Origin of the sequence: Chryseobacterium culicis (assembly GCF_900108365.1) — a bacterium.
GTDB classification, from domain to species: domain Bacteria; phylum Bacteroidota; class Bacteroidia; order Flavobacteriales; family Weeksellaceae; genus Chryseobacterium; species Chryseobacterium culicis.
Map to the genome: position 1 here is coordinate 198801 of NZ_FNWQ01000003.1, position 25356 is coordinate 224156.

The 25356-nt window shown below is 35.8% G+C and carries 28 protein-coding genes; 25 read left to right on the forward strand and 3 right to left on the reverse strand.

Features of this window, described 5'->3' with window-relative positions; genetic code table 11:
* Window positions 1-90: 90 nt before the first annotated feature.
* The 20 genes from BLW74_RS12605 to BLW74_RS12700 all read left to right on the forward strand — a co-directional run bounded on the left by BLW74_RS12605 (window position 91) and on the right by BLW74_RS12700 (window position 19447).
* Window positions 91-1404: a UDP-glucose dehydrogenase family protein gene (locus BLW74_RS12605; RefSeq protein ID WP_089692764.1), complete on the forward strand. Its 1314-nt coding sequence runs from the start codon at window positions 91-93 to the stop codon at window positions 1402-1404.
* Between the two features lie 4 nt (window positions 1405-1408).
* Entirely contained in the window at window positions 1409-2488 is a 1080-nt protein-coding gene (gene rfbB, locus BLW74_RS12610) for a dTDP-glucose 4,6-dehydratase (RefSeq protein WP_089692765.1), read from the forward strand.
* 97 nt (window positions 2489-2585) lie between these two features.
* Window positions 2586-3449: a glucose-1-phosphate thymidylyltransferase RfbA gene (rfbA, locus tag BLW74_RS12615; RefSeq protein ID WP_089692766.1), complete on the forward strand. Its 864-nt coding sequence runs from the start codon at window positions 2586-2588 to the stop codon at window positions 3447-3449.
* Window positions 3450-3622: 173 nt separating this feature from the next.
* Entirely contained in the window at window positions 3623-4471 is an 849-nt protein-coding gene (locus BLW74_RS12620) for an ABC transporter permease (RefSeq protein WP_089692767.1), read from the forward strand.
* Window positions 4472-4503: 32 nt separating this feature from the next.
* Window positions 4504-5763 (forward strand): ABC transporter ATP-binding protein, encoded by a 1260-nt coding sequence (locus BLW74_RS12625; RefSeq protein WP_089692768.1) that lies wholly within the window; start codon window positions 4504-4506, stop codon window positions 5761-5763.
* Window positions 5760-6161 carry a sugar 3,4-ketoisomerase gene (locus tag BLW74_RS12630; RefSeq protein WP_089692769.1) on the forward strand — a complete coding sequence of 134 codons (402 nt, stop codon included), beginning with the start codon at window positions 5760-5762 and terminating at the stop codon, window positions 6159-6161. The genes BLW74_RS12625 and BLW74_RS12630 overlap by 4 nt, the downstream gene beginning before the upstream one ends.
* Window positions 6151-6573, forward strand: coding sequence for a sugar 3,4-ketoisomerase (locus BLW74_RS12635; protein ID WP_089692770.1), 423 nt, complete (start codon window positions 6151-6153; stop codon window positions 6571-6573). The genes BLW74_RS12630 and BLW74_RS12635 overlap by 11 nt, the downstream gene beginning before the upstream one ends.
* A complete protein-coding gene (locus tag BLW74_RS12640) occupies window positions 6563-7114 on the forward strand; it encodes an acyltransferase (RefSeq protein ID WP_089692771.1) in 552 nt (183 codons plus the stop codon). Before BLW74_RS12635 ends, BLW74_RS12640 begins: the two co-directional genes overlap by 11 nt.
* 27 nt (window positions 7115-7141) lie before the next feature.
* Complete coding sequence (locus tag BLW74_RS12645) at window positions 7142-8095, forward strand: glycosyltransferase (protein WP_089692772.1); 954 nt, start codon at window positions 7142-7144, stop codon at window positions 8093-8095.
* 9 nt (window positions 8096-8104) lie between these two features.
* Window positions 8105-9601: a hypothetical protein gene (locus BLW74_RS12650; protein WP_089692773.1), complete on the forward strand. Its 1497-nt coding sequence runs from the start codon at window positions 8105-8107 to the stop codon at window positions 9599-9601.
* A 37-nt stretch (window positions 9602-9638) separates the two neighbouring features.
* Window positions 9639-10739, forward strand: a complete 1101-nt coding sequence (locus BLW74_RS12655) for a DegT/DnrJ/EryC1/StrS family aminotransferase (RefSeq protein ID WP_089692774.1) — start codon at window positions 9639-9641, stop codon at window positions 10737-10739.
* Between the two features lie 46 nt (window positions 10740-10785).
* Window positions 10786-11706: a glycosyltransferase gene (locus BLW74_RS12660; protein WP_089692775.1), complete on the forward strand. Its 921-nt coding sequence runs from the start codon at window positions 10786-10788 to the stop codon at window positions 11704-11706.
* 130 nt (window positions 11707-11836) lie between these two features.
* Entirely contained in the window at window positions 11837-12949 is a 1113-nt protein-coding gene (locus tag BLW74_RS12665; protein WP_089692776.1) for a glycosyltransferase WbsX family protein, read from the forward strand.
* Window positions 12946-14070, forward strand: a complete 1125-nt coding sequence (locus BLW74_RS12670) for a glycosyltransferase WbsX family protein (protein ID WP_089692777.1) — start codon at window positions 12946-12948, stop codon at window positions 14068-14070. The genes BLW74_RS12665 and BLW74_RS12670 overlap by 4 nt, the downstream gene beginning before the upstream one ends.
* On the forward strand, window positions 14063-14908 hold the full coding sequence (locus BLW74_RS12675; RefSeq protein ID WP_089692778.1) for a glycosyltransferase family 2 protein: 846 nt from the start codon (window positions 14063-14065) through the stop codon (window positions 14906-14908). The genes BLW74_RS12670 and BLW74_RS12675 overlap by 8 nt, the downstream gene beginning before the upstream one ends.
* Before the next feature lie 46 nt (window positions 14909-14954).
* Window positions 14955-15623, forward strand: a complete 669-nt coding sequence (locus BLW74_RS12680) for an NAD-dependent epimerase/dehydratase family protein (RefSeq protein WP_089692779.1) — start codon at window positions 14955-14957, stop codon at window positions 15621-15623.
* 16 nt (window positions 15624-15639) lie between these two features.
* Entirely contained in the window at window positions 15640-16461 is an 822-nt protein-coding gene (locus BLW74_RS12685; protein WP_089692780.1) for a glycosyltransferase family 2 protein, read from the forward strand.
* Complete coding sequence (locus tag BLW74_RS12690) at window positions 16458-17282, forward strand: glycosyltransferase (protein WP_089692781.1); 825 nt, start codon at window positions 16458-16460, stop codon at window positions 17280-17282. Before BLW74_RS12685 ends, BLW74_RS12690 begins: the two co-directional genes overlap by 4 nt.
* A 464-nt stretch (window positions 17283-17746) precedes the next feature.
* Window positions 17747-18469, forward strand: coding sequence for a DUF1796 family putative cysteine peptidase (locus BLW74_RS12695; RefSeq protein WP_089692782.1), 723 nt, complete (start codon window positions 17747-17749; stop codon window positions 18467-18469).
* A 39-nt stretch (window positions 18470-18508) separates the two neighbouring features.
* Window positions 18509-19447: a glycosyltransferase family 2 protein gene (locus tag BLW74_RS12700; RefSeq protein ID WP_089692783.1), complete on the forward strand. Its 939-nt coding sequence runs from the start codon at window positions 18509-18511 to the stop codon at window positions 19445-19447.
* Between the two features lie 75 nt (window positions 19448-19522).
* On the opposite strand, the gene BLW74_RS12705 is transcribed toward BLW74_RS12700, so the two are convergent.
* A complete protein-coding gene (locus BLW74_RS12705) occupies window positions 19523-20557 on the reverse strand; it encodes an acyltransferase family protein (protein ID WP_139265740.1) in 1035 nt (344 codons plus the stop codon).
* Window positions 20558-20725: 168 nt separating this feature from the next.
* On the opposite strand from BLW74_RS12705, the gene BLW74_RS12710 reads away from it, so the two are divergent.
* The 4 genes from BLW74_RS12710 (at window position 20726) to BLW74_RS22800 (ending at window position 23462) form a co-directional block, all read left to right on the forward strand.
* Complete coding sequence (locus BLW74_RS12710) at window positions 20726-21268, forward strand: acyltransferase (RefSeq protein WP_089692785.1); 543 nt, start codon at window positions 20726-20728, stop codon at window positions 21266-21268.
* Window positions 21268-22107: a glycosyltransferase family 2 protein gene (locus tag BLW74_RS12715; protein ID WP_089692786.1), complete on the forward strand. Its 840-nt coding sequence runs from the start codon at window positions 21268-21270 to the stop codon at window positions 22105-22107. Before BLW74_RS12710 ends, BLW74_RS12715 begins: the two co-directional genes overlap by 1 nt.
* Window positions 22107-23261 carry a glycosyltransferase gene (locus BLW74_RS12720; protein ID WP_228424890.1) on the forward strand — a complete coding sequence of 385 codons (1155 nt, stop codon included), beginning with the start codon at window positions 22107-22109 and terminating at the stop codon, window positions 23259-23261. The genes BLW74_RS12715 and BLW74_RS12720 overlap by 1 nt, the downstream gene beginning before the upstream one ends.
* Window positions 23262-23330: 69 nt before the next feature.
* The gene (locus BLW74_RS22800; protein WP_262487322.1) at window positions 23331-23462 is read left to right on the forward strand and encodes a hypothetical protein; all 132 of its coding nucleotides are present in this window, start codon (window positions 23331-23333) and stop codon (window positions 23460-23462) included.
* Between the two features lie 13 nt (window positions 23463-23475).
* On the opposite strand, the gene BLW74_RS12725 is transcribed toward BLW74_RS22800, so the two are convergent.
* The gene (locus tag BLW74_RS12725) at window positions 23476-23709 is read right to left on the reverse strand and encodes a phosphopantetheine-binding protein (RefSeq protein ID WP_089692788.1); all 234 of its coding nucleotides are present in this window, start codon (window positions 23707-23709) and stop codon (window positions 23476-23478) included.
* A 28-nt stretch (window positions 23710-23737) separates the two neighbouring features.
* Window positions 23738-24709, reverse strand: coding sequence for a 3-oxoacyl-ACP synthase III family protein (locus BLW74_RS12730; protein WP_089692789.1), 972 nt, complete (start codon window positions 24707-24709; stop codon window positions 23738-23740).
* A gap of 108 nt (window positions 24710-24817) precedes the next feature.
* Here BLW74_RS12730 and BLW74_RS12735 point away from each other — a divergent pair, with 108 nt between their 5' ends.
* Window positions 24818-25333, forward strand: coding sequence for an acyltransferase (locus BLW74_RS12735; protein ID WP_227413282.1), 516 nt, complete (start codon window positions 24818-24820; stop codon window positions 25331-25333).
* Window positions 25334-25356 lie beyond the last annotated feature (23 nt).

Here is a 25356-nt window from a genome sequence, read left to right on the forward strand (position 1 = left end):
GTAAATAGCGCCCCACTCATTTACAACAAATTAAAAGAATATGTCACAGTATTTTTATATTTTTGCCATTAGAATTTAAAAACAGACATTTTGAATATAACGATTGTAGGAACAGGTTATGTAGGGCTGGTTACAGGAACCACCCTTGCAGAACTTGGCAATTCAGTATACTGTGTTGATATTGATGAAAAAAAAGTAGAAGGTATGAAAAACGGCGTAGTTCCCATCTATGAGCCGAACCTTGAAGAAATGTTTTTAAGAAACATTCAGTCTGAGAGATTATTTTTCACTACCAACCTTAAAGAAGCTCTGGACAAGAGCGAAGTAATTTATCTGGCACTGCCTACCCCTCCCGGTGAAGACGGCTCTGCAGATTTGTCTTATGTACTTCATGTAGCCAATAATATAGGCGAGCTGATGACAGAATATAAAGTGATTGTTAATAAGAGCACCGTTCCTGTAGGAACGGCAGACAGGGTAAGAGAAACAATCTCTGCCAAAACACAGATCCCTTTTGATGTCGTTTCAAATCCTGAATTTTTAAGGGAAGGCTTTGCCGTTGAAGACTCTATGAATCCCTCAAGAGTAGTTGTAGGCGCCAGCTCAGAAAAGGCTAAAGACATCATGTCTAAAATTTACCAGCCTTTTACCAATACAGGAATTCCCATTATATTTATGGATGAGAAATCATCTGAACTTACAAAATATGCCGCGAACTCATTTTTAGCCGTAAAAATTACGTTTATGAATGAGATTGCCAACTATTGTGAAAAAGTAGGTGCGGATGTAGATAAAGTGAGGCTTGGAATGGGCAGTGATGACAGAATAGGCCACAGATTCTTATTCCCGGGAATCGGATATGGAGGGAGCTGTTTTCCGAAAGATGTAAAAGCCCTTATAAAATCCGGAAAACAGGAAGATTTTAACTTCCAGATTCTTGAAGCTACTGAAAATGTAAATACCTCCCAGAAAGTTATTTTGGTATCTGAAATTGAAAAATATTTCGGTGGAAATATCCAAGGAAAAAAAATTGCCATGTGGGGACTTGCCTTCAAAGCCAATACCGATGACATCAGAGAAGCTTCATCTTTAGACAATATAGCCCTTTTACTGGAAAAGGGTGCCGAAATTGTAGCATATGATGCCGTTGCAGAAAGCAATGTTCAGAAACTTCTTGGTAACAAAATACAGTACGCCAAAGGAATGTATGACGCGCTGGAGGAAGTGGATGCATTATTTATTGCTACAGAATGGCCTGAATTTAAAAACCCTAATTTCGAACTGATGGCCAGAAAAATGAAAAATAAGGTTATTTTTGACGGGAGAAATATGTACCCACTGGAAATCCCCGAGCAAAACGGGTTTTATTATAAAAGTATAGGAAGAAAAACCATTTCAAAATAAACAAATGAAAAACATTATAATTACAGGAGGCGCGGGCTTTATAGGCTCTCATGTTGTAAGAGAATTTGTAAAAAATAATCCGGACACTACCATCATCAACCTTGATGCTCTTACGTATGCCGGAAATTTAGAAAACTTAAAGGATATCGAAAATGAGCCTAATTATGTTTTCGAAAAAGCAGATATCACGAAACCTGAAGAATTGAGAAAGGTTTTTGAAAAATACAATCCGGATGCTGTTGTACATCTTGCGGCAGAAAGCCATGTTGACAGAAGTATCACAGATCCAATGGCATTCATCAATACGAACGTAAACGGAACGGCTAATCTACTCAACCTCTGTAAAGAGTTCTGGACCTTAAACCCTGACCATACGCACGGAAGATTTCCGGATGAAAAACGAAACAATCTTTTCTATCATATTTCCACTGATGAAGTCTATGGAAGCCTGGGAGAAACAGGATTCTTTTTAGAAACTACTTCATATGATCCTCAATCTCCTTATTCTGCTTCCAAAGCCGCTTCTGATCATCTGGTAAGAGCTTACGGAAACACGTACGGAATGCCGTTCATTGTATCCAACTGTTCTAATAACTACGGCCCGAATCATTTCCCTGAAAAACTGATCCCTCTTTGTATATCCAATATCATCAACGAAAGACCTCTTCCAATTTATGGAGACGGAAAATATACGAGAGACTGGTTATTTGTAATTGATCACGCCAAGGCAATTCATCAGATCTTTAATGAAGCTAAAACCGGAGAAACCTATAACATCGGAGGATTTAATGAGTGGCAGAATATTGATCTCGTAAAAGAGCTGATCAAACAAATGGATGCAAAGCTGGGAAGACCGGAAGGCTATTCTGAAAAACTGATCACCTTCGTAAAAGACAGACCAGGCCATGATAAACGCTACGCCATTGATGCGACAAAACTAAATAAAGATCTTGGCTGGAAGCCTTCAGTAACTTTTGAACAAGGTTTGGGAAAAACCATAGATTGGTATCTTGAGAATAAAGAATGGCTGGAGAACGTAACTTCAGGGAACTACCAGGATTATTATAGCAAGCAGTACAACTAGAAATCTTCTGTTGACGTAATAAAGGAGAAGTAGAATTTCCTTATATACAAAGAAATTCTACCAATACCAATACAATAAGAATAATACGCACCAATACATGAAAGGAATAATATTAGCCGGAGGATCCGGAACCAGACTTTACCCTCTAACCATTGCCGTAAGCAAGCAGCTGATGCCTGTTTACGACAAACCTATGATTTATTATCCGCTTTCCACGCTTCTTTTAGCAGGAATTAAAGACATTCTGATTATCACTACACCACACGACCAGGAAGGTTTTATCAAGCTTCTGGGTGACGGTTCTCAAATCGGATGTAATATAGAATACGTGGTACAGCCCAGCCCGGATGGTTTAGCGCAGGCTTTTATTCTGGGTGAACAATTTATTGGCCATGATCCCGCTGCACTGGTACTGGGAGATAATATTTTCTATGGTTCCGAAATGGGAACTTTATTAAAAAATAAAACTAATCCCGAGGGAGGAGTTGTTTTTGCCTACCACGTTGCAGATCCCGAAAGATATGGGGTTGTAGAATTTGACGAGAATCTGAAAGCCGTTTCTATTGAAGAGAAACCTTTACAACCTAAGTCAAATTATGCCGTTCCCGGACTGTATTTCTACGATAATAATGTAGTGGACATCGCGAAAAACATTAAACCTTCTCCAAGAGGTGAGCTGGAAATCACTGATGTCAACAATGTTTATTTAAACAGTGGAAAGCTTGAAGTAGCTGTTCTGGACAGAGGTACGGCATGGCTGGATACAGGAACTTTTGATTCTCTTCATGATGCTTCAGAATTTGTAAGCGTTATTGAAAAGAGACAGGGGTTTAAAATTGGCTGTATTGAAGAGATTGCATTCCGGAACAAATTCATCAATGAAGAAAAACTTCTAGAAACCGCTGCCAAATACGGTAAAAGTGGCTATGGAGAGTACTTGAAGCAACTTATCGTAAAATAATAAATACAATTTATAAAATTCTCAAACTATTGGCTTTAAAGCCAGTAGTTTTTGTTTATACCAGCAAATATCAATATATTAGTTGTTAATTTTTAATTTTATTAAAATGAAAAATTTAAAATTAAATAACAGGGTAATAAATAATTATTATAAATTTGCAAAAAATTACACAAATGAATGAACCACAACAGACGTGGACAGAAACGATTGATGCAGATCATTCGTTATTTGACTTGAAGCTAAAGGAAGTCTGGAGATACAAAGATCTTGTTTATATGTTTGTAAAAAGAGATTTTGTATCCAGTTTTAAGCAGACTGTTCTAGGCCCTATCTGGTTTTTTATCAATCCCATTCTTACAACCATCGTTTATCTGGTTATTTTCGGAAAAATTGCCCAACTATCTACAGATGGGGCGCCACCTCTTTTATTTTATTTAGGGGGCGTTACCCTTTGGAATTATTTTTCGTCCTCATTGTTAGCTACCTCTTCTACTTTTACGGGGAATGCAGGAATATTTGGAAAAGTATACTTCCCTAGACTGGTGACTCCAATATCAATAGTAATATCCAATCTTATGAGATTTGGAGTACAGCTCATTCTGTTCATTATTGTATGGGCCTATTATTTGAGTAAAGGACAGGTGCATCCCAATATCTGGGTTCTTGCAACACCGTTTCTGGTAATACTGATGGCACTTTTTGCTTTAGGAGTCGGAATGATTTTCTCATCACTTACCACAAAATATAAAGATCTGAGTATGCTGCTTGGCTTTGGAATAAGCCTCTATATGTATGCAACTCCGGTTATCTATCCAACTTCCGCTCTTAGAGGTATCTTTAAAAAGATTGCTTTGTACAATCCTTTGACTGGTATTTTTGAATGTTTTAAATATGCATGGATCGGCGTAGGAGATTTCTCCCCTGCCATGCTTGCAATCAGCACCGGTATTATACTTATCCTATTAATGATAGGGATTGTTGTATTCAACAAAGTTGAAAAAACGTTTATGGATACCGTGTAATTATTTTCTTGTAATAATTTAAATTTAAAATCATGCTCGCTTTAAAAGCAGAAAATATATCTAAGCAATACCGACTGGGACAAGTCGGTACCGGAACACTGTCTCACGATCTTAACAGATTCTGGTATAAAATAAGAGGAAAAGAAGACCCATATCTTAAGATAGGGGAAGCTAATGATAGAACAACTAAAGGTTCTTCGGATTATGTGTGGTCGCTCCGTGACATCAACTTTGAAATTGAACAGGGAGACGCCGTAGGAATAATCGGCAGAAACGGAGCAGGAAAATCTACTTTGCTGAAAGTATTAAGTAAAGTAACTAAACCCACTACCGGAAATATTTACACTAACGGAAGAATTGCTTCTCTGCTTGAGGTAGGCACAGGATTCCACCCTGAAATGACCGGGCGCGAAAATGTTTTTCTTAATGGCGCCATTTTGGGAATGACAAGAAAAGAGATCAAAAGAAAATTTGATGAGATTGTAGACTTTTCAGGGGTGGAAAGATATATTGACACTCCCGTTAAAAGATATTCTTCCGGAATGTATGTACGACTGGCTTTTGCTGTAGCAGCCCACTTAGAATCTGAGATTCTAATCGTTGATGAAGTTTTAGCTGTGGGAGATGCAGAGTTTCAGAAAAAATGCCTTGGAAAAATGAATGATGTGACGAGAGGAGAAGGCCGTACTATTCTTTTTGTCAGCCATAACATGACAGCCGTTAAAGAATTATGCACCAAAGGAATTCTTTTAAACCAGGGGCAAATTGATTACCAGGGCGACATTCTCAGCACCATTATAGAATATCAAAAAAGCAGTGCCCGAGAAAGCTCCTATCATTACAACGGTAATCTGAATGAAGCTATAGGGAATGAAAATATAAGAATAAAAGAGTTTTCAGCAACTCCTATCAAGGGAAATTTAATAGATATTGATTCCGGAGTCCGGATCAAATTGGTTTTTCACAATTACTGTCCGGATATTACACTGGATACGACATTCGAATTGAAAAATTATGAAGAACTGGTCATTTTCCATGTTGGAAAACTCATTACTGAAAATAATGATTCTAAAGTTGGAGAATATACTGTAGAATTTGATATCCCTCCAGGACTTCTCAATGCAGGAAACTATTATTTCAAGCTCTATTTTGGAAAAGATCAGAGAATTCTTCTCTTTGGTATAGACGAATTTATAGGATTTGAAGTAGAGAATGTAAAGGTAGGAACAGTAATGTATGTTTACCCAGGAGTAACCCGACCACTTTTTGAATATAAAGTACAGACCCCATGATTCCAAAAATAATAGAACTTCCTAAAATATACGACAAAAGAGGAAATTTATCTTTTTTTGAAAACCCCAATCAATTGCCTTTCCCAATAGAAAGAACCTATTGGATATACGATGTGCCCGGAGGTGAAGTAAGAGGCAGCCACGCATTCAAGGAACAGCAGGAGTTCATCATTGCTCTTTCCGGAAGCTTTGATGTGGTGATACATAATGGAAAGGAAGAACAGAGATTTTCTTTAAACAGATCTTATTACGGATTATACATTCCTAAAATGTTCTGGAGAAGATTGGAAAACTTTTCTACTAATTCATTAGCATTGATTGTTTCCGACAAACCCTACAATGAAGACGACTATATAAGAAACTTTGAAGAATTTAAAACATTGACCGATGAAAAATAGTGTTTCAGTATTTGATTGTAATGTTATTGATTTAGGTAAAATCAGTTTTGATGAAGGAAACCTTACGGTGGTTGAAAACAACTCTGCATTTCCTTTTAATGTAAAAAGAGTTTTCTATTTATATGATATTGCAGGAGGAGAAAGCAGAGGTGCCCATTCTCATAAGGAATGTCATCAGTTTCTGATTGCAGCCAGCGGTAGTTTTGAAGTTTCATTAGATGACGGAAAGTTCAAAAGACAGGTTTTCCTGAACCGCCCCAATATAGGCCTTCATATTCCTCCGGGAATCTGGGCTTCGGAGATCAACTTTTCTTCGGGTGCTATTTGCCTGGTATTGGCTTCGCATACTTATAACGAAAATGACTACATAAGAAATTATGCTACTTATTTAACAATACAAAATGAAAAATAATATTCATCCCTTATCTGATGTTCAAACCGAAAACATAGGTGAAAATACTATGGTTTGGCAATTCTGCGTTATTTTAAAGAATGCCGAAATTGGAAATAACTGCAACATCAACTGTAATGTATTTATCGAGAACGATGTAAAAATCGGAGATAATGTAACCATTAAACCGGGCGTACAGATTTGGGATGGAGTAACGCTTGAGGACAATGTATTTATTGGCCCGAATGTTACTTTCACCAATGATCTTATTCCCCGCTCGAAGCAATATCCGTTGGAGTTCAGTAAAACGTTAATCAAAAAAGGAGCTTCCATAGGTGCCAACTCTACCATTATTGCAGGTAACGTTATTGGTGAAAATGCTTTAATCGGAGCCGGAAGCGTTATTACAAAAGATGTACCCGCCCACACGGTATGGTATGGCAATCCTGCTCAACATAAGGGGTATATTACGACAGCAGGTTTAATCATAAACCTTGAAATGAAAGATGAGTCAGGCAATGAGTATTTTTTTGAAAATGCACAGTTAATCAAACGCCCATAATCTTCTTACTTAAAAAAACACCTTACGATGACTAAAAAACTATCTCTGATTCTTCTTTCTTACTATAGCGAAAAACGCATTGTAAGCGTGTACGAAAATGTTAAAGAATTATTAGATCAAAATAATATTCCCTTTGAGTTTATCATCATGGATGATGGATCTCTGGACAATTCTTACAAGGTAGCATTAGAGCTGGAAAAAAAAGAGAGCAACGTAAGAGCTTATCAACTTAGCAGAAACTACACCAGCCATTATTCTATTTTTGCAGGACTTTCTCTGGCTGAAGGAGCCTGTGCATTGCCCATCGTAGATGATGAACAGCAACCATATGATACGATTGTAGAAATGTACAACATCTGGCTGCAGGGAGAAAAAATCATCATTCCTCATAGAATAACGCGTGATGACAATTGGAAAAGCAAAGTCTTTTCAGAAACGTACTACAAAATCATGAACAATCTTACGGAAGTAAAATTTCCTAAAGGCGGTGCCGATCTTTTCCTCATTGATCGGGAAATAATTGACATCCTTAACAAAAGAATACACCCCAGAAATACATCAACTGTTGCGGAAATCTTGAGATTGGGATTTAACCCTTATCATTTTGGATATAAAAGACCCCTCGGTATTAATCAAAAATCCAGATGGACGCTAAAAAAGAAGCTAACGCTGGCAAAGGATACCTTTTTTTCTTCCTCTTCATTTCCTATAAAATTCATATTTAATCTTGGCCTTTGGGTTTCCTTAATTTCGTTCCTGCTTATTCTGTTCTATATTTATATTAAAATTTTCGGCAGTCCTTTTTTTAATGATATACAGCCTAAAGGATGGACGAGTATCATATTGTTTATCTCTTTTTTTGGAGGACTTATCCTGTTTTCTCTTGGTATCATAGCAGAATATATCTGGCGAATTTTCGAAGAAGTTAAAGATCGTCCCGGCTATATTATTAAAGAAAAAAATGATATTGAGAAACAATAACGATCTATTATGCTGACAACATTAAAAAAAATACCTTCTGCATATTACATAATAGGTGTATTTCTATTGTGCCTGTTCTATGCTTTTCTCTCAAATGATAGATTACCGTTCAAATACGTAGATATTTTTGATGAAAAAAGCTATATCGGGATCGTTAAAAATTTTTCGAAAAGTTTTTCCGAACAAAGTTTTAATCCCTATTATGTTTCCAGGTTACTAATGCCTGGAATAGCTCATTTTATCCATAGGCTGTTTGGGATAACTTTTACACTGCAAACTATTCAGGGGCTTTTTATACTGCTGAATGGTCTTGCGATTTTCATTGCGTTATACTTTTATTACAAAATTGTACAGATAAAAGGATATAGCAAAAATATTACGATTCTTGGCTTTTGCTTTCTTTTCGTCAATTTCTTTGTACTTAAGCTGTCAAACTATTATCCTATTCTGATGGATCTGTTTGGTTTTACATCCGGGATTATTTTATACTATTATTATATCATCAAAAACAGAATTGCTTTTTTAGCCATACTGATGGTATCTATGTTTGTTTTTCCCACCACTTTTTTAATTGCGGTATCACTTATTACCTCCAGCCTTATTTCCTTTGATGAAAAAGGACTTGCTATTGAAAAAAACTTCAACAAGTATTTATATCCAGCTTTTGCGTTGTGTCTTTTATTTGAGGGCTTTTATTTATATTCAAATTACGAATTGTTTGTCGCCATATCTCATAAGGATTATACTGTACAGTCTGCCCTGTTTTTGATTCCAGTAACGTTTATATTACTCAATTCTTTTATATTTTTTTCCATCCGGTATATTCTAAAACTACTCAATGGTTTTAATATAAACCGAAAAGGATTCGTCTCGCCATATTTTATTTTTTCTTTAATTACTTTACTTGCATTCTTTGCTGCAAGTAAATTTCTTACCGTGAATTTTAGAGATATGAAGACTCTTTCCTCGGGTGAATTTTTGTTTAATCTAATGTTTCAGGCATTTTCATTTCCTTTAAAGTTTCTTATTACGCATTTTATATACTACGGATTATTTGTGGTTCTGATCATATACTATCGTAATACATTCTTTTCTTATGTCGCAAAAAATGCAGATTCATTTCTGAAAATTATAATAATACTTTTCTCCATCTTCTTTATTTTAGGGACAGAAACAAGACAGTTTTTACAATTTTTCCCTTTTGTTGTATTTGTGTTTCTAGATTCCATAAAGAAAGTAGATTTTAGCAAGTATCAATTAATTGGTATTTTTACATTCCAGTTGATATGGTCAAGATTCTGGTACACTATCAATGTATCTGAAGGATTTCTGGATAAAGCCTTACCGGCAAAAAACTTTTTTGGATTTCCCGCTCAAAGGTACTTCCAATTTCAGGGTCCATGGCTGTCAACAAACAACTCATTGATATATGGTGTTATATTTATCATTACTTTTATAACAGTTTCACTGATCCTGAAAAAGAATTCTTTTAATCATAAAGTATAACCTATAGAACATTATAGCACTTAATAATAATTAACAAATGATAAAATTCTTAGACCTTCAAAAAATAAATCTGCTACACCAGGAAGAAATTGAAGCAAAACTTTCCCAGGTTTTCCGTTCCGGATGGTATCTTATGGGACAGGAGCTTTCAACCTTTCAAGAAAACCTTTCTCAATATATAGGAGCCCAATATGCTATCGGAGTAGCAAATGGCCTGGATGCATTACGTCTTATATTACGGGCCTATATAGAATTAGGCATCATGAGCCCTGGTGATGAAATCATTGTTCCATCCAATACCTATATTGCTTCTATTCTTGCCGTTTCGGATAACGGATTGGTTCCTGTACTTGTAGAACCCGATATTAATAATTACAACATTGATATCTCAAAAATTAAAGAAAAAATATCTTCAAAAACAAAAGGAATTCTCATTGTTCACCTGTACGGAAGAATTGTCTTTTCTGAAGAATTACAACAGTTAGCTCAAGCCCACAACCTGAAGATCGTTGAAGATAATGCCCAAACCATTGGTGCAGAATGGAATGGTAAAAAATCAGGAAATTTGGCTGATGCTGCAGGATTCAGCTTTTATCCCGGGAAAAACCTTGGTGCTCTTGGAGATGCAGGAGCTGTTACCACCAACGACGAAAAACTTGCTGCTACGATAAAAGCTTTGGCCAATTATGGTTCAAATCAAAAATATGTCAATATATACCAGGGACTCAACTCAAGGTTGGATGAAATTCAGGCAGCCGTTTTAGATGTAAAACTAAAATATATAGATTCTGAAAACGAAACCAGAAGACAAATTGCAAAGCGTTACATTTCTGAGATTAAAAACCCTGCTATCACACTTCCGGAATATCCTGAAAATGAAAAAGAGCACGTTTGGCATGTTTTTGTGATCAGAACAGCACAAAGAGATGCTTTACAGAAATATCTGACGGAAAACGAAATTCAGACGCTGATACATTACCCAATTCCACCTCACAAACAGCAAGCTTACAAAGAGTGGAGTGAGCAATCTTTCCCGATTAGTGAAAAAATTCATGAAGAAATATTAAGTTTACCTATTTCACCTGTAATGACAGCAGAAGAAATTGAAAAAGTAATAGAAATTCTAAACAAATTTTAAGGTTTTCAACGCTAAAAAAAGTTTGAATTCAACAAAGTAAAGTATCATGACAGAACTCCCTCTGGTTTCGATTTTATGCCTCAGCTACAACCAGCAACAGTTTGTTGTAGAATCTTTAGAAAGTTTCAAATCTCAGAACTATCGCAATATAGAGATCCTGATTTGTGACGACTGTTCTAAAGATAATTCTGTGGAAGTTATTAATAATTGGATCAAAGATAATTCCCAGCTGAATATCCAGTTTATTACCCATTCTCAAAATCAAGGGATCTGCAAGTCTTTGAATGACTTATTGAATATTTCAAAAGGTAAATATCTCATTACAATAGCTCTGGACGACCTTATAGAGCCCGATAAAATAGAAAGGCATGTAGCATTACTTGAAAACTCATCTCCTCATGAAGCGATGGTGTTTTCAAATGCTTATATCATTGATGAGAATTCGGTACGTTTCCAAAATACGTTCATCCCCTATTTCCATCAGTATCTTAGTCTTGAATCAGGAAATTTTTACAAGAGATTACTGGATTATAATTTTCTTCCCGCAATGTCCTGTGTTACAAAATCTTCTGTGATAAAGGGGATAGGAGGCTGGGATGAAAACTTAACCTTTGAAGATTATGATATGTGGCTGAGATTAAGTCAGAAATATGATTTCATCTATGATAACACCCAATCATGCAGTTATAGAATACATAACACCAACACTCATAAAAAGAGTGATTTTCTATCCAGCTCATTCTTTGATATTTATATCAAGCACAAGGAGCAGCCTGAAATGAAAAAGAAAATTTTAAAAATTATTCATGATGCTTATAAGGCAAATAAACTGACTGAAGACCATAAAAAATTCCTCAGAGAACTCGAAAATAGAACGCTTTCTGAAAAGTTAATTTTGAAAAACGTAGGAAAATTTACTTATAATACGTTGCTCTATCTTCAAAAAGTTTATCATAAAAGCTGGTAAGAATATTTTTACCTCAATGATGATGTATTTAAAAAATTATAGCATGATCTTTTAATCTTTAATGGCTAAAATTTTGCTTCGAAAACAAACGATCAGATATTTATTAAACAGATAATTTAAGCACATAAATATGAAAATAAGACCAATCGCCATACATTTACCACAATATCACCCGTTCCCGGAAAACGATGAATGGTGGGGAAAAGGGTTTACTGAATGGACGAACGTCGCAAAAGCAAAACCTCTATTTGATAACCATTACCAACCACATCTTCCATCAGATCTCGGTTTTTATGACTTGAGACTGGAAGAAGCAAGAATGGCACAGGAGCAACTTGCCAAACATTATGGAATCTACGGGTTTTGTTATTATCATTATTGGTTTAATGGGAAGCGCTTAATGCATGAACCTATTGACAGAAAATTAAAAAACCCAAAAGAAGATTTACCTTTCATGCTTTGCTGGGCCAACGAAAACTGGACACGACGTTGGGATGGCAACGAGCATGAAGTACTGATTGAACAAAAGTATTCTGTACAGGACGATGAAGATCATATTGATTTTCTTCTGCCTATCTTCAAGGATACAAGATATATCAAAGTAAATAACAAACCCGTTATTGTTATTTATAAACCCAATGTTTTCCCTAACATACAGGAAACCCTCAAATGCTGGAGAGAAAAAGCGAAAGAAGCCGGATTGGAATTATATATATGTCATATGGTTTTCTCCTATCAAAAAGACTGGGATCAGCTAGTTGATGGCTTTGATGCAGCCGTTGATTTTGAACCTTTTGGGATCCGCAGAAAAAGTGTATTTAAAGAAATGTGGGAAAGACGCGTACCCCCAAAAAGAACAATTATAGACAAGATAAAGGGGCGCATTATAAAACAACCGGTAAAAAAGAGATTCAACTCAGTTCCCTATAAGTGGATGGGAGAAAATTTAATCCTTCAAAAAGATTTTCAATGCAAGCTCTACCCTTCTCTGGTACCAGGATGGGATAACACTTCCAGAAGGGGAGAAAATCCTACTCTGATCTTAGAAGACTCTACACCGGAATATTTTGAACATTGGCTTTCTAATGTGAAGACAGATTTTACACCATATTCCGAAGATGAAAACTTTATTTTCATCAATGCATGGAATGAATGGGCTGAAGGCAATCACCTGGAACCCGACATGAAATTTGGAACGCAATATCTGGAATCCGTTAAGAAAATATTTTCCGATCAATTATGAAAAAAATAAAACCACTTGCCTTTTACCTTCCCCAATATCACCCTGTTCCAGAAAATAACGAATGGTGGGGAAAAGGATTTACTGAATGGACGAACGTAAGCAAGGCCAAACCTTTGTTTGAAGGGCACGACCAACCTATATATCCTGCAGATCTAGGATATTATGACCTTCGTCTTCCGGAAGTAAGAGAACAGCAGGCTCAAATGGCGAAAGAATATGGTGTGCATGGGTTCATCTATTATCACTATTGGTTTGGAAGCGGCAAGCAATTATTAGAACGTGTAGCCAACGATGTCTTACAATCAGGAAAGCCTGATTTTCCTTTCTGTTTCTGTTGGGCGAATGAAACCTGGTCGGGAATCTGGCATGGCCTTTCGGAAAAAATATTGGTAAAACAAACCTATCCGGATGAGCAGGATCTGATTGCTCATTTCGAATATCTTCTTCCTTTTTTCAAAGACAGCCGATATATAAAAGTAGATAATAAACCCGTCTTCATTGTATATGATGCCAATCATCTGAATGAAGGTGATCCTTACTATATTACAAAATTCAGAGAACTGGCCAAGAAAAACGGATTTGACGATCTATATTTCATGGCATCCAATAAACTTCCTGATGATATCGATTTCCAATCCTTGGGGTATGATGGTAAAATATCCAATGCCTTTCACAAAGCATGGAATCCTCATATCCGAAAAAAAGAATATATTTCTCATTCTCAATATTATAAGAACAGAATAAAAGGGTTAATAGGAATTAAGAAGAAGGAACAGCCAAAAGTCAGAATGCAGGATGCTAATGCAGTAGTCAACGATTTACAGTTTGAAGACAGCAATGTAACAACCTATCCATGCATTTTACCGAACTGGGATAATACTCCCCGAAGTGGTTATAATGGTATCATACTGACTAACAATTCTCCGGAATTATTTGAACAGCAAATAGAAAAAGCTATTGCTTATCTTGACGATAAAAAAGATTATCCTGAACAATTCTTAATCGTAAAATCATGGAATGAATGGGCAGAAGGGAACATCCTGGAACCAGATAGAAGATATGGTTTCGCCTATTTGAACGCACTAAAAAAAATATTGAACAAATACAGTCAAGATGAGTAAATTCAGCGTACTTATTGCTAATTATAATAATGGACATTTTTTCGAGGAATGTTACCAAAGCTTAATTGCTCAGACTGAAACAGACTGGGAAACTATCATTTTAGATGATGGATCCACTGATAAATCTCTTGAGATTATAAAAAAAATCGTAGAAAACGATCCTCGTTTTAAAATTCATCAAAACGGAGAAAATAAGGGAATTGGATACACAAAGAAGAAACTGATCTCTCTCGCAGAATCTGAAATATGCGGATTCCTTGATCCTGATGATGCATTGGTTCCTCATGCCCTGGAAATTGTTTTAAAAACCCACTCAGAAAATAAAGAAGCCGGCTTGGTATATTCTAATCTTGTATTTTGTGATGAGAATCTTAAGCCTCAATCGGTTCATAAAGCAAAACAAATTACTGAATTAGACCAATCCTACTACAATTTTAAAGGAGAAATATCAAGTTTCGCGGCTCTAAAAAAGAGTATATATGAAAAAACTGCAGGGATAGATCCCTTTTTGAAAATTGCAGAAGATAAAGACTGGTACATGAAAATGTGTGAAGTTGCTCCAGTAAAATACATTGATGAAGACCTGTATCTGTACAGAGTTCACCAAAATGGTATTTCTACTACGACCAATCAGGAGAAAGCTGTATTCTGGCACTGGGTAGCCATGATTAAAATGTCCGAAAGAAGAAACATCAGTATTGAAGACCTTTTCCTTGAAAGATATGTTCCAAAAAGTAAATATGAACAGGTGCTTTATAAGCTGGATCGTGTAAAGAAATCGAGATGGGCTAAATTGGGTGATAAACTTGGATTGTTTAAACTCTTTAAGCATTTATAAAAGTGCTGTAAACAAGATAACACCTGCTTAATTAGAAAAAGAAAATATGATTATTGGTAACGGAATTTTGGCTAATGCTGTAAGACCTTATGATAAAGAGGATGTCATTTATTTTGCATCCGGAGTTTCCAATTCACTGGAAACCAACCCTTCTGAATTCGAAAGAGAAATCACTCTTTTGGAATCTACTATTGAAAAATTTCCGGAGAAAAAGCTGGTCTATTTTTCCACATGCAGTATTTATGATCCTACCAAAACAGACAGCCTTTATGTAGCACACAAGCTCAATGCAGAGAAAATCATTACTCAACATTGCAAAAACTACGTCATTTTTCGGGTAGGAAACGCTGTAGGCCGCGGAGGAAATCCCAATACTCTCATCAATTTCCTGAAGAACTCTATTCTTTCAGAAAAGACAATCACCATTCACAGCAACGCACGGCGAATACTGATTGGTATAGATGACATTGGCTTATTCACAAAACATCATATAAAAGACCTCAACAAAGAAACCGTTAACCTTACTTTTCCTTACCAATATTCTCTCTCTGAGATTTTGTCTCAACTGGAGATTCATCTTGGTAAAAAAGCGGTTTACGAGAATATAAACGAAGGCTCCAATTATAATATTGAGTTTAATCCTCTTACAGAATCTTTTTTTGCAGGAATTTCTTCTGAAGACTACTTAAAAAAAATATTCTCAGCCTATTTATAATATAAAAACATATTGAATGACAAACAAAGTTTCCATTATTGTTCCTAGTTTCAACCATGCAAAACATTTGGAAGAATGCATACAATCTGTTAAAAATCAATCCTACACCAACTGGGAATGTATTATTATAGATGACGGTTCTACAGATGACACCCAAAGTGTGGCCACAAAGCTGACGGATGATAAAATACAATATATTCGTCAGGAAAACAGCGGAGTATCCAGTGCAAGGAATAAAGGAATAAAAGCCGCTACAGGGGATTATATTCTACCGTTAGATGCTGACGACACTCTCAATCCTTTGGCGTTAGAAAAAATGCTGGAAGTATTTGAAAAAAATAAAGACACATTAATTGTCTTTTCTGATACCGTGTATTTTGGCCATATTAATAAAACCTCCAATTTACAGGAAAAGTTCAGTATGAAAGAGCTGTTACTCCAAAATAGACTCTTTTGTACCTCTATGTTTCCTAAAAAATATTTTGATCAGGGAATCGTTTTTGATGAAGAACTTATACACGGTTTCGAAGACTGGGAATTTTGGATTCAACTGATTTCTTCTCACCGTGAGCTTCCTATTACTAAAATAGATTACCCGGTATTTAATTATAGAATGCATCCTGTAAACTCCAGAAACAATGATATCATCAAAAATGATAACAAAAAGGAGATTATATACCATACCGTTTACGAAAAACACAAAGCGCTGTTCCATGAGTTTTTTCCAAGCTACATTGCGTTGCTCAATAGAAAAACCTTCTATGAGCAAAAACTGGAGAAAATATACAACAGCAAACCTTACAGAATATACAACTTTTTAATAAATTTATTTAGATGAGTCAGTTTGTACACGTAATAATGACAAGATTCAATGTTCCTACAAAAGGCTGGGACGAAACCCGTTCAGGCTTTAAACCCCTTACAGAAGAATGGTTAGAGGACCGCTTCAGGTTATTTCGAAAGTACGTTCTTCCTTCCTATAAAAACCAAACAAACCAGAATTATATCTGGCTTACTTTTTTTGATATTAATACCTCTGAGAAATTCAGAAATATCATTAAAGAAATAGAAACAGAATATCCTGTGTTCAAAGCTGTTTTTGTGGAAGATTTTGATGTAATGAAAACCAAAGCTGTAGAAATTATCCCACAATTCTTACAGGCAGATACAAAATTTGTAATCACTAGTGAACTGGATAATGATGACATGCTTCACAAAGATTATGTAAAAACGGTACAGGAACACTTCAAACCGATCCATGACCTCGTAATTGATTTAAGAAGAGGATTCCAGCTTACAATGCTTCCGGACCGTAAAGCCGTTGTAACTGTATACAATGCTGTAGCCAACCCGTTTGTAAGTCTGGCAGAAAGCGTAGACAGCTTTAAGACGGTACTCAAAGAAAGAGCACACAACAGTTATCGTCATTATGAACATTTTTCTATAGAAGACAGTAAAGAAATGTACATACAGATCATCCATCAGTTTAATATGATGAATGCAACATTTAAACATAAGGCAGTTCCTGAAGTGAATTTTTCAGAATTTGGAATGACAAAAGACACAGACTTTACAATAGACAGCTTCAAAACTATGAAGCATAATATTTCCAGAATTCCATTTGTGATACAACATATGATGAAAAAATTTAAAAAGTAATTGTTTCATCACTATCCAATCAAATAATTCCAGACAATAAAAGATCTTCAGTAAATTACTAATCTGTTTTATCTTCATTTTACCATAAGCTTCTCAAATTCAAAATGATCATTTTTTGAATTTGAGAAGTATCATTATTATGCCTCTCGATGATGTACTTCGGAGGACTCTGACAGATATTTTTTTCTTCACTTTAAATTTTCATCTCTTGTATTTTATTAACAGTCCATTAAAGAGCGCTAGTACACGGTACGGATTATCTTTCTTACTACCCGGCTATTTTCGCATGCAGCCAAAATATAAATTATTACAATTCAGATAAATAATTACCACTTTAGCGAATTATATTTCTCACTGTAAAAAGAATTAAAAAAAATATATGAATTATTATTTAATTTGATTTAACCTTTACACATCTGGGAAATCAAACACATGCAAAAAACACAATTGAGACCCTATTCAAGATGAAAATACCTTTATTTTACATCCCTTCAACCAGGTATAAATATTTCCTGGAGGTTAAAAAAAAATACAAATCAGAAAAGTACATTATTCCTATCGGCAAAGACTGTCATGCAGCTCATTCTTTAGAAATTCTCAACATCAGAACGCAGAGCCTGCCCTATGACTGGATACGTTTACAATCTATTTCAGGACTTAGAATAGTAAGTCAGAATATTAAAGAGCATTTTAAATTCTTTCTGTCTGATCTTAAAAGAAATGAAAAGGGAAATACCTACGCCGGAAAATATCCGGAAGCAGAATTTACCCACGCAAAAGCCGTTATTGATGACCCAAAGCTTAGAAATACCTTTGAAAAGAGGTGTGCAAGAATGCTTGAGATCATAAGACATCATCCTGTAGCCTTTCTTCATATCATAGAAATTACAGCGTTTGATCTCACAGATGCCCAATTATTCTGCAGTATGGCCAACGATTTTACAAAAATTCTAAAACAGGAAGACTCTCTTCATATTTACATCCGATTTGATGAAGAAATAGAAAATAAGGAAGTATACAATTTTCTTCTTAGCGAAATTCCAAAAATTCCCCAGGTAAATATCGCAACCTATATTCGGGGGAAAGCCAGACATGGAATTTGGGGAAATGAAAAAGAATATCCGAAGTTATACAAAAAGCTTAATTTAAAGATCAAAAAGGCTTTCCCCATCATTGCTATAAAATAAAAAGCTTAGTTTTACACCCGCAAAACATAATTTGATATAATGAAAATTTCTGTAATTATTCCCGTATACAATGCTGAGAAGTATGTTTCCCAGGCTGTTGAATCTGCTCTTCAGTTCAATGAGGTATATGAAGTGGTATTAATAGAAGACAAATCTCCGGACAACGCATTGGAGGTATGCCGGGAGCTTGCTGAAAAACATGACAGAGTAAAGCTCTATCAACATCCGGATAAAAGAAATCACGGAGCCGGTGCCAGCAGAAATCTTGGAATAGAAAAATCGGAAGGAGACTTTATTGCTTTCCTTGATGCAGATGATTATTACTTGCCTAATCGTTTTGATGCTGAAAGGGAACTATTCTCCAGTCAGGATGTAGATGGCGTGTATGGTGCTATAGGAGTACATTACTATTCTGAAAAAGCAAAAGAGCAATATTATAGGGTGTTTGGCGACCGTCTTACAACTGTTTATAAAAAGCATAATCCAAAAGAGGTATTTCCGGGGCAGCTTAATATGAGAGGAACTTTCGGACTTTTCAGCATTGATGCTTTAACCATCCGAAAAAGCTCTTTGAAAAACATGGAATATTTCTTTAAAACCCATTTAAGGCTTCATCAGGACACAGAGTTCCTATTCAGACTCTCCTATTATCTGAATTTATACCCGGGAATTCTGGACAAAGCGGTAGCCGTACGAGGAGTACATGAGAATAACAGAATCACCAAAATAGATGCAAGAGAAGTGAAACCTGCTTCAACAAGAGTAGTACTGTGGAAAGAAGTCAATCATTGGGCAGAAAATGAAAAAACCATTCCCGATGATATTAAGCTTCATATCAGGAGAGTGTACCGAAGCTTTCAGATCGCCAATGCGCCACTCCTGAAAAAATGGGGAATGATTACTAAATATCTGTTTACAGATTATAAAAGTATACGTTCCGGACTGTACAATATCAATTTCAGAAAAGATTTATTCTGATCCTGAAATTGTAGGGATCAATATACCGCCCGGCTTCAAAACTAAATATTTAGTTTTGAAGCCGGGCACTTATTTTCAACGCTTTACAAAATGAATCCTCCTCAAAAGATCTCTCATCGGTTTTTCAATAAACTGATAAAAAACCGCCGAACTGAGCAGCATCACAATAATATAAATCAGAAATACAATATCAATATTAAAAGTATACTGCTGCCATTTTAAAAACTCCCTTACCAGATAAAGAACAGGAATATGAGTAATGTAAATGCCGTAACTTATTTCTCCCAGATACTCCAGCGGTTTTAGCGAAAAGAATTTACTTACTCTCCCATTATTAGCTGAGATCATCATAATGGCAGGAACAAAAAGCAGTGCCATTAAACCGTTATGATAAAAAAGAGGAACAAACATCAGAGATACAATGATCAGAAAAAACAGAAAAACAACCTGACGATCATAATTCTTTTGTCTGTAATTCCTGACAAAAAATATCCCTGCCAGATTACCGATCACAAATTCATTCAGGTGCCAGAAAGGAAAATAATACAAAAACTCATGGCTTTTCGTGTGAGGTCCCTCATAAGCACCATACACAGGGTATAAATTAGAAAACACCTGTGTTACCAGCCAAAGTCCGGCAGCAAAAACCCAGATCGTTTTATTTTTCTTAGCGTAAAAATAATTGTATAAAAAAGGAAAGAGCAGATAAAAGAAAAATTCTACAGAAATAGACCATCCGGGGAAATTCAGGATCATGGCTTCTCCCGGTATCCAGCTTTGAATTCCCAACGCGTATAAAACCAGCTTATACCAGTCGAACATCTCATATCTCGTTATGAAATACAGTACCAGGCCCAGCATATAAAGCGGATAAATCCTTGCAAACCTGTTTTTATAGAATTCCAGGTAGTCAATTTTATCTTTTTTATGATACGCGATGATCATTATAAACCCCGAAAGAATGAAGAAATAGCTTACCCCTACATTTGCCCTCAGAAAAAGATTGGAAATATAATCTATCTTATACAAAAACAGATCTTTGTTGAAATGCGAAATGACGATAGCCATTGCAGCAACAAACCGGGTAAATGTAATCTGACTTATCTTCACAGAATTGCAACATGCATTACTTTATTAAAACAGAGCCATATCAACGCTGAAGGCCTTTTTTATTTCGTATAAAGTGTTAATTTTAAGGCACAAAAATAAGATTTATTATTATAATTATGCAAAACAAAGTATCTTTGTACCCTACAAATGTGAAAAATAAATTTAGCTATGCTTGATGAAATTTTAGCAAAAATTCAACGGAGGAGCCAGATTTCTCGTCTCAAAAAACACCCTCATGTTTCTTTTAAGGGGATAAAGCTTGGGATTAGTAATCATTTTGTTCTGCATGAAAATCTTAAGAAGGTTACCATTGGAAGTTCTGTCAGCTTCAGAAACTATGTACACATTCTCGTGGAGAAAAATGCCACCTTAGAAATCGGGAATAACTTTTTTATGAATAACTTCTGCTCCATCAACTGCCTGGACAGTATTTCAATAGGTGACAATACCTTATTCGGGGAAAACGTAAAGCTGTATGACCACAATCACGCTTATCAGTCTCAACCGGAATTTAAACTATTCTCATCCGAGTTTACCACCGCTCCTATTAAAATTGGAAGCAACTGCTGGCTTGCAAGCAATGTAACCGTTTTAAAAGGAGTTACCATAGGAGACAACTGCATTATTGGTGCAGGATGTACCATTCACAAAGATATTCCGTCTAATACCACTGTAATCAATCGCCAAGATTTAATATTCAAGGACCATTAATGAAGTTTTCTATTCTTATTGCCCATTATAACAACGCCCTTTTTTTCAAAGATTGTTTTGAAAGTATCCTTCAGCAAACCTATACAAACTGGGAAGCCATTATTTTAGACGATGCCTCCTCTGAGAACGAAAAAAAAATGGTTCAGGAAATCATCTCCAATGATAAAAGGTTTAAATTTTTTGAAAATGAAAAAAATTCCGGCGTGGGGGTGACCAAAAGTAAGCTGATTGAACTGGCAGAAGGAGACATCTGCGGATTTCTTGATCCTGATGATGCAATACATCCTACGGCCATTCAAAAATGCATGGAAATCTTTCAGGCTAAAAAAGACACGGTTCTTACCTATTCAAGATTTATGACATGTGATCAGGATCTGAAACCTATCGCCCCGTTCAGATCTGCCATGCAGGTACCGAACGGCGATCCTTACTTTTTTAATTTCCCCATTCAGATCGCTCATTTTGTCAGCTTCCGAAAAGCAGTTTATGAACAGACGGAAAAAATGAATCCGAATTTAAAGATAGGAGAAGATCAGGATCTGTATCTTAAAATGTACGAGAAAGGGAAAGTTCAGTTCATTAATGATACCAATTACCTTTACAGAACACATCAGGGAGGTATTTCCCAGCATGATAATAAAAAGAAATCTCACGAGTATTTTGCTCAGGTGATTTTCAACACGATGAAGCGGAGAGGCCTTACCACCATCAATGGTCGAAAAGTTCCTGAAAATTATACAGGAGCAGAGGAAATCTTTGAGCTGCTGCAATACCAGCATAGGATGCCTTTCCGTATTATGAAAAAAATAAAAATTACTTTACAATCAATCTTCGGATAATGTCAGAAAAAAAAATAAAAATCTTGTTCAGACACCGTTCCATGGAAATGGGAGGTGTAGAAAAAGTATTGTTGAGCCTTCTCAACAACCTCAACCCGGACAAATTTGAAATAACGGTGTGCCTTACCCTCAACCAAGGAAAATTACGGGATGAACTTCCAAAACATGTCAGAAAAATATGTCTTACGGATGGAAAAGAAGATTTTTCCACCAATTCTCTTTTACAGAAACTTCAGCTTGTTAAAAGAAGACTGAAGCTGAGAAAACTGAAAAATAATCCTGCTATTGCAGACCGGCTCATCAATGATACTTTTGATATCGAAATTGGAATGGATTACAGAGATTACGATGCCATCCTGAATTCAACGCATACCAATTCGAAAAAAATCGGGTGGTTTCATTCTGAAATAAATGTACCTCAGTTCCAGCCCTTGGTACCCAACATTTTAAAGAGCTTTCCTCAGTTTGATCATATGGTGTATTGCTCGCATAAAATTAAGGATATGATGCATGATTATTATCCGGATCTGAATTATCCGGCTGAGAGTGTCATCATCAACCCGATTCCGATTGAAGAAATCAAACGTAAGGCAGAAGAAAACCTTGATCATTTTCCTGAAGGACCAGTTTTTGTTTCCATTGGCAGGCTTCACTCAAGAAAAGGATATCACAAACTGATAGAGGCTCATACAAGGCTTATCAAAGACGGTTTTCATCACACGATTATTGTGATAGGCGATGGTGGCGAAATGAAAAACCTGAAAGAGCAGGCTGCTGCAAATAATGTAGATAAGACGTTTATTCTGGCAGGCAATCAGATGAATCCTTATCCTTATATCAAAAAAGCGGATTATTTTGTTCTTCCGTCAGAATCTGAAGCATGGCCACTGGTGATTGCAGAAGCACTGATTCTCCAGAAGCCTATTGTGGCCACCAATGTGGGAGATGTGGGGCTGATGATCAAAGACAAAGAAACAGGATACCTCATCACTTATGATGTTGATGAGATGTATAAGGGAATAAAAGCATTTCTTACAGATCCTGCTCTTGTTCTCCATATCAGAGAAAATCTCAGAAATATTGAAAGTCAGTTTGACAATAAGAAAATATTTGACAGTGTGGAAAACATCATAGAAACACTGCATCAACAATAGTTACTGTGCGGAATATCCTCCGTCAATTACGAGATTGGTTCCCGTAATCCATTTCAGACATGAGATAACATGAAAATACAGGCATTCGCTATATCTCCAGGCTGTCCTATTTCAGCGGATGCTTTTTTACTGCTTCCGATAAAAAAAGCTTCTCCCAATTCCGGAAGAAGCGTATGTGATGAGAATAATTTTATTGTTTAATGAGATGCATCCATTAATCTTCAAAATTTTCTTTTCCAATAACATCCATCAGATCTGAAACAGTTTCGATATCTTTAAAATGTTTTGTATCAACTTTTTTGTTAAAATTTTCATCTACAAATGCTATAACGGAAAGCAGACTGATAGAGTCATAGCTTTCCAAAGCTTTTAAATTCGTTTCAGTAGTTAATGCATTATCCTCTTCCAATTCCTCTTGTAGTTTTTCTAAAAAAACGGATGTCTTCATATTGTATAATTTTATATTGTTTGTTGTTTTAAATTTCCATAATAGTAGCTCCCCATGAATACCCTACCCCGAATCCTGCCATCAGAACTTTGTCTCCGGCTTTCAGCATTCCTTTATCCATCATATTCTTAAGGGCAATAGGAATAGTGGCAGATACGGTATTCCCTGTATTTTCCATATCAATATAGAACTTTTCAGCCGGAATTTTTGTTTTCTTTCTTAAATAATTCAGCATAAAAGAATTGGCCTGGTGAAATACAAAATGATCAATATCATCCATGGTCATTCCGTTTACTTCCAGCGTTTCTTTTACCAATCCAGGGATATTTTCAATGGTAAAATTAAAAATCTCAGGACCATTCATATAAATATTTTCGGGACTGAATTCATGCTCAGGATTCAGCTCAAAATCTTTTTTAAAGGCACCTTGCTTTACAATAAGGTTTTCAGCACCGCTTCCGTCTGTTCCCAGACAGAACTGATAATTGTTACCTTCTGCTTTTTCAATAATTGCTGAAGCAGAGGCGTCCCCGAATATGCTTCGGTTTCCCTTATCGTCAGGATGAATATGTTTGGTATAAGTCTCTGAAGTCACCAAAAGAATACTCTTTGCAATTCCAGCAGAAATCAAGCCTTTCGCGAAGGCCAGTCCATATACAAACCCTGAACAGCCAAGATTAAAGTCTATAGCTCCTATATTTTTTCTAAGCCCCAATCTGTCCTGCAAAATACAGGCCGTTGTTGGCAGAAAATATTCGGGACTTTGGGTACAGAACAAAATAAAATCAATTGTGTTCCGGTCATAGCTTTCAAAAACTTTTTCCGATGATTGTACAGCCATATCCAGCACAGTTTCATTTTCTGAGGAGATATGGCGTTGGGAAATGCCTACTTTTTCTTTAATACGTTCAGAACTCCATTCGGGAAACAATTTTTCAAGATCTTCGTTAGTTAGCACTTGTTGAGGGAGATAATATTCTATTTTTGAAATTTTCATCATATCAATTAAATTCTCTTTCTTTGCAAAAGTAACAAAAACAAAGATACACGTGTGATGATTTTTATATTCAGAGTTTTATTAAAAATACACTCACTCTATCATTCTTTTTTGAATAGAGCCAGTCTTGAAGCCGCAAAATACAGAGGTATGAAAGTGGGTAAGAATTTCAATATGCCTGATAAAGTATATTTTGGTACAGAGCCCTATCTTATAGAAATTGGCGACAATGTAAATATTGCCGGAGATGTAAGATTTGTCAACCATGGTGGAACGACTACGTTATTGAGAAGGCTTCCGGGATATGAAGATGCAAGAATACTGGGAAGAATAAAAATCGGGAACAACTGCACTATCGGTCTCAACGCTGTTATTATGCAGGATGTACAAATTGGAGACAACTGTATTTTAGGAGCCAACTCTGTATTATCACAATCTATGCCGCCCAATACGGTTTTTATAGGAAATCCGGCACAATTTCTGTGTACGATTGAGGATTATGGAGATATTGTCTTAAAAAACAATCCGGAATATCCTCGCGAACTGGAGAAAGACAGAAAGAAGCTAGATGCTTACATCAAAGAAAATCTACCTCATAAATACAAAAAAGCGAGAAAAATTAAATAAATTTGCCTTTGTAATTATAACGC

Bases quoted from the DNA above. Each gene is read 5' to 3' on its own strand.
- rfbA (WP_089692766.1), top strand. From the start codon at position 2,586: ATGAAAGGAATAATATTAGCCGGAGGATCCGGAACCAGACTTTACCCT.
- BLW74_RS12695 (WP_089692782.1), top strand. From the start codon at position 17,747: ATGAAAATACCTTTATTTTACATCCCTTCAACCAGGTATAAATATTTC.
- BLW74_RS12650 (WP_089692773.1), top strand. From the start codon at position 8,105: ATGCTGACAACATTAAAAAAAATACCTTCTGCATATTACATAATAGGT.
- BLW74_RS12725 (WP_089692788.1), bottom strand. From the start codon at position 23,709: ATGAAGACATCCGTTTTTTTAGAAAAACTACAAGAGGAATTGGAAGAG.
- BLW74_RS12665 (WP_089692776.1), top strand. From the start codon at position 11,837: ATGAAAATAAGACCAATCGCCATACATTTACCACAATATCACCCGTTC.
- BLW74_RS12630 (WP_089692769.1), top strand. From the start codon at position 5,760: ATGATTCCAAAAATAATAGAACTTCCTAAAATATACGACAAAAGAGGA.
- BLW74_RS12715 (WP_089692786.1), top strand. From the start codon at position 21,268: ATGAAGTTTTCTATTCTTATTGCCCATTATAACAACGCCCTTTTTTTC.
- BLW74_RS12700 (WP_089692783.1), top strand. From the start codon at position 18,509: ATGAAAATTTCTGTAATTATTCCCGTATACAATGCTGAGAAGTATGTT.
- rfbB (WP_089692765.1), top strand. From the start codon at position 1,409: ATGAAAAACATTATAATTACAGGAGGCGCGGGCTTTATAGGCTCTCAT.
- BLW74_RS12620 (WP_089692767.1), top strand. From the start codon at position 3,623: ATGAATGAACCACAACAGACGTGGACAGAAACGATTGATGCAGATCAT.
- BLW74_RS12645 (WP_089692772.1), top strand. From the start codon at position 7,142: ATGACTAAAAAACTATCTCTGATTCTTCTTTCTTACTATAGCGAAAAA.
- BLW74_RS12670 (WP_089692777.1), top strand. From the start codon at position 12,946: ATGAAAAAAATAAAACCACTTGCCTTTTACCTTCCCCAATATCACCCT.
- BLW74_RS12710 (WP_089692785.1), top strand. From the start codon at position 20,726: ATGCTTGATGAAATTTTAGCAAAAATTCAACGGAGGAGCCAGATTTCT.
- BLW74_RS12685 (WP_089692780.1), top strand. From the start codon at position 15,640: ATGACAAACAAAGTTTCCATTATTGTTCCTAGTTTCAACCATGCAAAA.
- BLW74_RS22800 (WP_262487322.1), top strand. From the start codon at position 23,331: ATGAAAATACAGGCATTCGCTATATCTCCAGGCTGTCCTATTTCAGCG.
- BLW74_RS12720 (WP_228424890.1), top strand. From the start codon at position 22,107: ATGTCAGAAAAAAAAATAAAAATCTTGTTCAGACACCGTTCCATGGAA.
- BLW74_RS12660 (WP_089692775.1), top strand. From the start codon at position 10,786: ATGACAGAACTCCCTCTGGTTTCGATTTTATGCCTCAGCTACAACCAG.
- BLW74_RS12730 (WP_089692789.1), bottom strand. From the start codon at position 24,709: ATGATGAAAATTTCAAAAATAGAATATTATCTCCCTCAACAAGTGCTA.
- BLW74_RS12675 (WP_089692778.1), top strand. From the start codon at position 14,063: ATGAGTAAATTCAGCGTACTTATTGCTAATTATAATAATGGACATTTT.
- BLW74_RS12690 (WP_089692781.1), top strand. From the start codon at position 16,458: ATGAGTCAGTTTGTACACGTAATAATGACAAGATTCAATGTTCCTACA.
- BLW74_RS12635 (WP_089692770.1), top strand. From the start codon at position 6,151: ATGAAAAATAGTGTTTCAGTATTTGATTGTAATGTTATTGATTTAGGT.
- BLW74_RS12640 (WP_089692771.1), top strand. From the start codon at position 6,563: ATGAAAAATAATATTCATCCCTTATCTGATGTTCAAACCGAAAACATA.
- BLW74_RS12625 (WP_089692768.1), top strand. From the start codon at position 4,504: ATGCTCGCTTTAAAAGCAGAAAATATATCTAAGCAATACCGACTGGGA.
- BLW74_RS12680 (WP_089692779.1), top strand. From the start codon at position 14,955: ATGATTATTGGTAACGGAATTTTGGCTAATGCTGTAAGACCTTATGAT.
- BLW74_RS12655 (WP_089692774.1), top strand. From the start codon at position 9,639: ATGATAAAATTCTTAGACCTTCAAAAAATAAATCTGCTACACCAGGAA.